A 7,574-nucleotide genomic window follows, 5' to 3' on the forward strand; every position below is an offset into this window, starting at 1 on the left:
GACGGGCTCGCTCCACCCTGGGAGTCCACTGCTGACCGTCGTACCACCGGCGGTAGTCCGCATTCCAAGGGTCTTGATACCAACCAGGCTGCTGCGGCGTCCAGATCGGGGGACCCAGCGGTTGCATGGCGAAATCATTGCTGGTGAATGACTTGTTCGCCACCGCTCGCCAGGGTTGCCGATGAAGTGACCAGTCACGCGACACCCAAGACCCGCTTGTAGATCGGCTTCTCTTCTCGCAGCGCCCATGTCGTTGGGCTGAAGGAGTGTGTTCGAACAGTGCAGTCCCATGGCCAGTGCGGGCAATATGTCATATTTACGAGTAGAGGACCTGCTCCCAGGTGCGCTGGCAGCTGCCACCCATGACGATGAGATCGCCGTGGCCGAGGTCGTGGCGCAGGGTCGCGCCGCCGCCCTCGCGCGGACGCAGCAGCAGCGCGCGGGGCGCACCGAGCACGATGATCGCGACCATGGTGTCGTGGGTGTTGCCGCGGCCGATGCGATCGCCGTGCCAGGCCACGCTGTCGCGCCCGTCGCGGTAGAGGCAGAGTCCGGCGGTGGCGAACCGCTCACCGAGCTCGCCCGCGTAGTGGCGGTCGAGGCTCGCTCTGGCTTCGGTCAGCGCGGGGTCGGGCAGGGCGTCGGTCTCGTCGAAGAAGGACAGCAGCCGCGGCACGTCGACCACCCGGTCGTACATCGGACGCCGTTCCGCATGCCAGGGGACGCTGTCCCGCAAGCGGGCGAACAGGGTGTCGGCGCCGCCGATCCAGCGTGGGTGGACGTCGATCCAGGCCCCGTTCGCGAGCAACGTGCGCCGGGGCGCGAGGTCGCCGACCTCGACGTCGTCACCGGCGTCGAGCAGCGAGGCCTGGAATGCGGTCACGATGCCGATCGTAGAACGCGCGTTCGAATGAATTCAAGCGCTCGCCGGCGGCGGATTCGCCGCCGGCGACACCCGCCCACAGGCGCGAGACGTATCTTTGTGCCGTGCTGCGCCGATTCCGCTTCGCCCTCCGACCGGGCTGGCTGGCGCTGCACGTCCTCTGCCTGGCGCTGATCGTCACCATGATCCTGCTCGGCCGCTGGCAGCTGCACGTGTCCGAGTCGAAGCACTTCAGCATCCAGAACTTCGGCTACGCGCTGCAGTGGTGGGCCTTCAGCCTGTTCGTCCTGCTCATGTGGGGACGCGTCATGCGCGACACCGCGCACCGCAACGACCGTGTGACGGGCCGTGCTCCGGCTGAGCCCCCGCCGCCGTCCGACGAGCCCGTCGCCTACCGTCGCTACGTGATGCCGACCGCGCCGCAGGCGCCCCTGGATGCCGAGCAGGCCGCGTACAACGACTACCTGGCCCGGCTCGCCGCGAAGGACGAAGAGGCATGAGCGACGCTTGCGGAGCGACCCGTGAGCCCAGAAGTCCTTCGGCGGCCGGAGTGAGCGAAGCGGGGGTAGGACGATGAGCGAGCCGGGACTCATGGGCGGCACGAGCGTGCTCGACCACCGCCAGCCGCGGCTCAACCCGACCCAGGTCTCCGACGCCGCCGGCGCGCTGACCCGCTTCCGGGTGATGGCCTTCGTCACCGGCTTCGTGCTGCTGGCCGGCACGATCGCGCTCATCATCAAAGCCACCACGTCGGCGAGCATGGAGCCGGGCACCGGCTGGCTCTGGCTCGCGCACGGGTACCTCTACCTCGTCTACGTCATCATCACCGCGATGCTCGGCGTGAAGCTGCGCTGGCCGCTCGCGCGCTACGCGATCGTCATGCTGGCCGGCACCATCCCGACGATGTCGTTCGTGGCCGAGCACTTCGTCACCCGCGCCACCAGGGCAGCGGCGGATTCCGCGGAGCCGGCCCGCAGCTAGCGGGTCGCACTGACGATGTCGGTTGCCCGACGCCTGGCTGCGGTCGTCGGCGGGCTCGTCGCCCTGCTCGCCACCGCCCTGCTGCTCGCCGCGCCGGCGTCGGCGCACGCCACCGTCGTCACCTCCGACCCGATCGACGGTTCACGGCTGAAGGCCGCGCCCAGGAGCGTGACGATCGTCTTCGACGAATCGGTCGGCATCGGCGGCGTGGGCTACCTGCACGTCACCGACGGCAACGGCAGGCGGGTCGACGGCGGCGAAGCGTTCCACCCCGACGGCGACTCGACGAAGGTCACCGACACGCTGCGGAGCGGTCTCGGCGACTCGACCTACACGGCCAGCTTCCGGGTCGTCTCGGCCGACTCGCACCCGGTGGCCGGCACGATCCGGTTCGTCGTCGGCACCGGACCGCTCGCCCGCGGAAACGTGACCGGCACCAGCGCCGACGCGAGCACCGGCGACGTGTTCGATGTCGCCCGCTGGATCTCCTTCGCCGGGCTCGCGCTGCTCGGCGGCGCCTGGATCGTGTTCACGGTCTGGCCCTGCGGGCGCGACGAGCCCCGCGCGCGACGGCTGCTGTGGCTGGGCTGGGGTGGCGCGACGCTCGGCACCGCCCTCGAGGTACTGCTCCAGGGGCCTTACACCGCAGGTGAATCACCGTTCGGCGTGGGCAAGATCGCGCTGCTCGACTCCACCCTGCACTCCGACTACGGGCTGCTCCACAGCCTGCGCCTAGTCCTGCTCGGCATAGTCGCGCTCGTGTTCGCGCGCTCGCTGGCCGACGGCGTGCGCCCGGCCCGGTGGGAAGGCGTGCTCGCTCTCGTCGCCGGTGCTCTGGTCTGGACGTTCTCGGCCGCGGGCCACGCCGGCACGACCGCACCCAAGGGCATCTCCGTCCCGCTCGACGCGCTGCACCTGCTCGCCATGGCCGCGTGGATCGGCGCGCTCGTGATGGTCGCCGGCGCGCTGCTGCCACGTCGTGACGCCGACGAGATCCGGGCCGTGATGCCGCTCGTCTCGCGGGTGGCCTTCGCCGCGGTCTGCACCCTCGCGATCACCGGCACGTACGCGGCCTGGCGCGGCATCGGCACCGTCGACGCGATCCTGACCACCGACTACGGGCGTCTCGTCGTCGCCAAGGTCGTGCTGTTCTTCGGGCTGCTGGCGCTGGGCAACCTGTCCCGCACGCTGGTGCGCCGCCGCACCGTCGCCTACGCCCTCGACGACACTGCGTTGGCCGAGGCGCCGGTGCCCGCCGACGAGCTCGTCGTCGAGCGGCTGCGGCGCTCGGTCCTCGTCGAGGCCGGCATCGGCGTCATCGTGCTCGCCCTCACCGCTGTGCTCGTCGCGCAACCGCGGGGCAAGGAATCGCTCGCCGCGCAGTACCGCCGACCGGTGTCGGCGACGACCTCACTCGGCGGCGGCCGCAGCCTCGCCGTCACCGCCGATCCCGGCACGCACGGCACGGTGAACCTCACCGTCGACGTCGCCGGGGGGCCGTCGCCGAGCCGGCTCACCGCCACGGCCACGCAGTCGGCCGCCCAGATCGGACCGCTCCCGCTGCTGCTCACCCGCGAGTCCGACGGCGTCTACGACGCGAGCATCGCGCTGCCCGTCGCCGGGGCGTGGCGCATCGATCTCGTCGTCACCACCTCGGCGTTCGACGCCGTCACCGCCGACGTCACCCTTCACCTGCACTGAGAGGCGCCCGATGACCCGCTTGCGCACCCTGACCGTCGGCATCGCCACCACGCTGGTAGCGCTGTTCGTGCTGGCCGGCTCGGCGTTCGCGCACATCACGATCACCGCGCCCGGCGCCGAGCGGGGCGGGTCGGATCAGGAGATCACCTTCCGGGTGCCGGTCGAGGAGCAGCACAAGACCGTCGGGCTGACGGTGCAACTGCCGACGGATCATCCGATCGCGTCGGTGCTCGTCGCGCCGGTGCCGGGCTGGACGCACACCCAGACGACGACCAAGCTGGCCACCCCGATAAAGACCGACGACGGCGAGATCACCGAGGCGGTCTCGGAGATCGCCTGGACGGCGAACTCGGGGCAGGGCATCGCGCCGGGGGAGTTCGGCGCGTTCACGATCATCGCCGGGCTGCTGCCCGACGTCCCGACGCTGACGTTCAAGGCTCTGCAGAAGTACGACGACGGCAGCGTGGTGAGCTGGATCGAGACGGCCGCGCCGGGCAGTACGGTCGCGCCGGAGCACCCGGCGCCGGAGCTGACCCTCTCCGCGGCGGCGACGACCGCGTCGGCCTCCGCGAAGCCGGCGGCGACCGCGCCGTCGGGCGGCAGCAGCAGCACCGGGCCGGTCGTGCTGGCGGTCGTCGCGCTCGTCGTGGCCGCGGCTGCGCTCGGCCTCGCCGTCGTGTCGCGGGCCCGTCGATCATGAGATGGGCGGCCGTGGCCGGCGGCGTCGCGGCCGTCGTACTCGGCTCGGCCGGGCTGGTGCGGGCGGCGATCCCGCAGCACGAGTCGACCGGCTCGGGCGCGCCGGGCACGATCAGCGTGAGCGGCGCCTACGTGCGCGCGCCGGCCCCGCCGACCGACGCCGCGGCCGCCTACTTCACCGTCTACAACACGACCGGGCAGGACGACCGGCTGACCCAGGTCGTGTCCGGTGCCGGTGCGACGTCCACGCTGCACGTGGAGTCGGGCGGGTCGATGGTGGCGGCCGCGAACGGCCTGGTGATCCCCGCCCACGGCAGCGTCGTGCTGAGCACCGGCAAGGGGCACGTCATGATCGAGCACCTCTTCGACAAGCTCACCGCCGGGCAGACCGTCAACCTCGAACTCGACTTCCGGACCGCGGGGCCGATCGACGTCGTCGCCCCCGTCATCGCCCTCGGTGCGCCCGCCCCGACCGGCACCGCCCCGTCCTCGTCAGGAGCCCATTCGTGAACCGCTGCCGTGCCGTCCTGCTGATCCTTGCGCTCGTCGTGCTGGCCGGGTGCGCAAGCAGCGGGACGGCGAAGCCGAAGCCGTCCGAGCTCAACCCCGGGCAGGGGAGCGGGCCGTACCAGGGCGCGGGCCTGACGCCGGCGCAGCCGCGGCCGTCGTTCACGCTCACCGACACCGCGGGCAAGCCGTTCCCCTTCGGCACGACCACGGCCGGGCACCCGACGCTGCTCTACTTCGGCTACACGCACTGCCCCGACGTCTGCCCGGCGACGATGGCCGACATCTCCATCGCGCTGAAGAGGGTGCCGGCGGCGCTGGCGGCCAAGACCTACGTCGTGTTCATCACGACCGACGTCAAGCGCGACAGCGGTCCGGTCATCGCGCAGTGGCTGGCCAACTTCACTGACGGCGCGAAGGCGCACTTCGTCGGGCTGCGCGGCACGCAGGACCAGATCGATGCCGCGCAGGCGGCCGCGCACGTGAGCCTGGCCTCGGACGAGGGCCAGACGCACTCGTCGGAGCTGCTGCTCTACGGCCCGGACGACTACGCCCGCGTCGCGTTCCTGCAGAGCACCACGCTGCAGAAACAGATCGCTCATGACCTTCAGGTCGTGGCGGCGGCGTGACGCGATGCCCGGTCAGGCACAATCGGCGATCGTGAACTGGAACACTGCGCGTCCCTGGCTCGGCACGCTGGCCCGCCTCGTCCTCGGCGTCGTCTGGATCTGGTCGTCCCTGGCGAAGCTCGCGTCCCCGCGAACCTTCGTCCAGGCCGTCCGGGCCTACGACGCCACGCCCGAGTGGCTGTCGAAGGCGATCGGTTACGGGCTGCCTGTCCTCGAGCTGGCGCTCGGCATCCTGCTGATCGTCGGCATCGCAGTGCGGCTGTCGGCGGTCGTGTCCGGCGGGCTGATGCTGTTCTTCCTGGTCGGCGTCATCCAGGCCTCCGCCCGCGGCCTGACGATCGACTGCGGCTGCTTCGGCGGCGGCGGCCCGACGACCTCGACCAACTACACCTGGGACATCCTGCGCGACCTCGGCCTGCTCGTGCTCGCCGTCTACCTCGTCCTGTGGAGCATGACGCGGCTGTCGATCGAGGAGTACGTGGCCCGCCACGACTACATCGAGCCGCCGTCGGCCAAGCGGCTGCGCACCGACAAGGGCGCGCGCAAGTACAACGCGATGCTCGAGGCGCGCCGCAAGGAGGCGCAGTCGCGCGACCGCTACCTCAACCTCTCGCTGGCCGTCATCATCGTGCTGGTCGCGCTGATCGGCATCGGCGTGCAGGCCGGCCGCGCCCGCATCGCCGGCTCGCTGTCGGCCACGAACGCCTCGCCCGCCAGCGGTGTTGTGTTCGGCAAGAAGGCCGCCGCGACGCTGGACGTGTACGAGGACTTCCAGTGCCCCAACTGCCTGAACTTCGAGAAGGCCGTCGGCACCACGATCGACTCCGACGTGCGGGCCAACAAGGCGCAGGTGCGCTTCCACACCATCTCGATCCTGGACGGCTCGTCGAACGGCAACCGCTACGCCTCCCGCGCCGCCAACGCGGCCCTCTGTGCGTCGGACCAGTCCGTCGACGACTTCGTCGCCTTCCACAACCTCCTGTACGGGACGTACCAGGGCGCCCAGGTGCAGCCGGCCGAGGGCTCCAACGGAAGACCGAATACCGACTTCATCAAGTACGCCCAACAGATCGGGCTCGGCGGCGACAAGCTGACGACATTCACCAGCTGCGTCACCGACGAGACGCACAAGGCGCTCGTACAGGCGATCACCGAGCGGGCCAGCGAGAAGGGCATCAGCTCGACGCCGACCGTGCTGGTCAACGGCAAGCAGATCGCCAACACGCTCGTGGCGTACCAGAAGGCCGTGGCCGACGCGCTGAAGAAGGGGCCGGCGCCGGATCCGTCCAAGACGCCGACGCCCACGCCGACCCCGTCGGTCCCGCCGACGAAGGCTGCGACCACGGCGAAGGCGTCGACGCCCACGCCCTCGACGTCGGCGACGAAGAAGTAGCTGCGGACGCACGAAGGCCCGGCCCCTCTTCGGGGGACCGGGCCTTCGCCGTCGTGCGGGGTCTTACTTGTTGGCAGCTTCCTTCAGGGCACTGCCGGGCGTGAGCTTGACCGTCTTGGCGGCCGGGATCTTGATGGTCGCGCCGGTGGCCGGGTTGCGGCCCTCACGGGCGGCACGCTGGCCGACCGAAAGAGCGAAGAACCCGGGGACGCTGACCTTCTCACCCTTGGCTGCGGCGCCCTCGAGCGTGGACTGGAGGGAACGGAGGACGGCGTCGACCGTCTTCTGCTCCAGCTCGGCGGCGTCGGCGACGGCTGCCACCAGTTCCTTGCGATTCACGAGGTCTCCCTTGAGTAGTCGTTGGCTTGTTGCTGCCCCCAGTATGTACTTGAGCCCGGAAAAGCCCGTAACTAGGGGGGTCCAGCGAGTCGGCGTGTCGCTGCCAGGTTCGTGCCGACGCTTCCCCGGTGCAGGACGCTCGCGGGCGTTGTGTAAGCTCAATCCTCGGCGCCGCTGATGGTTGGCAGCGCCGGGTAAGGGGCTGTGGCGCAGCTGGTAGCGCACCACACTGGCAGTGTGGGGGTCAGGGGTTCGAGTCCCCTCAGCTCCACCCAGAATCATTGGCCTAGAGCCACTTGCAAGATCATTAACCTTCGAGTGGTAGCCATTTTGGTAGCCATTGGTTCCAAACGCGATGCGCCTGGCAGGCGGGTTCGGATGCCTGAGCTACTCGACCTGGCCATCCTGGGCAGGGTCGGGTCCGCCAAGTGCCGGCCACGTC

The 7,574-nt window shown here is 70.4% G+C and carries 10 protein-coding genes and 1 tRNA gene; 8 read left to right on the forward strand and 3 right to left on the reverse strand.

The features are described from left to right. Positions 1–127 (reverse strand): DUF2510 domain-containing protein (locus tag VGN18_RS21195; protein WP_414655033.1); only part of this gene is annotated, 127 nt, incomplete at its 3' end. Positions 128–316: 189 nt separating this feature from the next. Then, positions 317–886 (reverse strand): alpha-ketoglutarate-dependent dioxygenase AlkB, encoded by a 570-nt coding sequence (locus VGN18_RS09185; RefSeq protein ID WP_349259867.1) that lies wholly within the window; start codon positions 884–886, stop codon positions 317–319. Positions 887–987: 101 nt separating this feature from the next. Here VGN18_RS09185 and VGN18_RS09190 point away from each other — a divergent pair, with 101 nt between their 5' ends. The 7 genes from VGN18_RS09190 (at position 988) to VGN18_RS09220 (ending at position 6,793) form a co-directional block, all read left to right on the forward strand. Next, positions 988–1,383, forward strand: a complete 396-nt coding sequence (locus tag VGN18_RS09190) for a hypothetical protein (RefSeq protein ID WP_327539374.1) — start codon at positions 988–990, stop codon at positions 1,381–1,383. Positions 1,384–1,456: 73 nt separating this feature from the next. After that, entirely contained in the window at positions 1,457–1,864 is a 408-nt protein-coding gene (locus VGN18_RS09195) for a DUF3817 domain-containing protein (RefSeq protein WP_327539375.1), read from the forward strand. A 15-nt stretch (positions 1,865–1,879) separates the two neighbouring features. Then, the gene (locus VGN18_RS09200) at positions 1,880–3,565 is read left to right on the forward strand and encodes a copper resistance CopC/CopD family protein (RefSeq protein WP_327539376.1); all 1,686 of its coding nucleotides are present in this window, start codon (positions 1,880–1,882) and stop codon (positions 3,563–3,565) included. A gap of 10 nt (positions 3,566–3,575) precedes the next feature. Beyond that, entirely contained in the window at positions 3,576–4,265 is a 690-nt protein-coding gene (locus VGN18_RS09205) for a YcnI family protein (RefSeq protein WP_327539377.1), read from the forward strand. Then, the gene (locus VGN18_RS09210) at positions 4,262–4,774 is read left to right on the forward strand and encodes a copper chaperone PCu(A)C (RefSeq protein ID WP_327539378.1); all 513 of its coding nucleotides are present in this window, start codon (positions 4,262–4,264) and stop codon (positions 4,772–4,774) included. Before VGN18_RS09205 ends, VGN18_RS09210 begins: the two co-directional genes overlap by 4 nt. Beyond that, positions 4,771–5,400, forward strand: a complete 630-nt coding sequence (locus VGN18_RS09215; protein ID WP_327539379.1) for an SCO family protein — start codon at positions 4,771–4,773, stop codon at positions 5,398–5,400. Before VGN18_RS09210 ends, VGN18_RS09215 begins: the two co-directional genes overlap by 4 nt. 31 nt (positions 5,401–5,431) lie before the next feature. Continuing rightward, entirely contained in the window at positions 5,432–6,793 is a 1,362-nt protein-coding gene (locus VGN18_RS09220) for a MauE/DoxX family redox-associated membrane protein (RefSeq protein ID WP_327539380.1), read from the forward strand. A 63-nt stretch (positions 6,794–6,856) separates the two neighbouring features. Here the strand turns inward: VGN18_RS09220 and VGN18_RS09225 are convergent, their stop codons facing one another. Further along, positions 6,857–7,132: an HU family DNA-binding protein gene (locus tag VGN18_RS09225; protein WP_327539381.1), complete on the reverse strand. Its 276-nt coding sequence runs from the start codon at positions 7,130–7,132 to the stop codon at positions 6,857–6,859. A gap of 198 nt (positions 7,133–7,330) precedes the next feature. On the opposite strand from VGN18_RS09225, the gene VGN18_RS09230 reads away from it, so the two are divergent. Further along, positions 7,331–7,403: transfer RNA gene (locus tag VGN18_RS09230), tRNA-Ala, on the forward strand. The last annotated feature ends 171 nt before the right edge of the window (positions 7,404–7,574 follow it).

It is taken from the genome of Jatrophihabitans sp. (assembly GCF_036000465.1).
In the GTDB taxonomy this organism is placed as follows: Bacteria; Actinomycetota; Actinomycetes; order Mycobacteriales; family Jatrophihabitantaceae; genus Jatrophihabitans.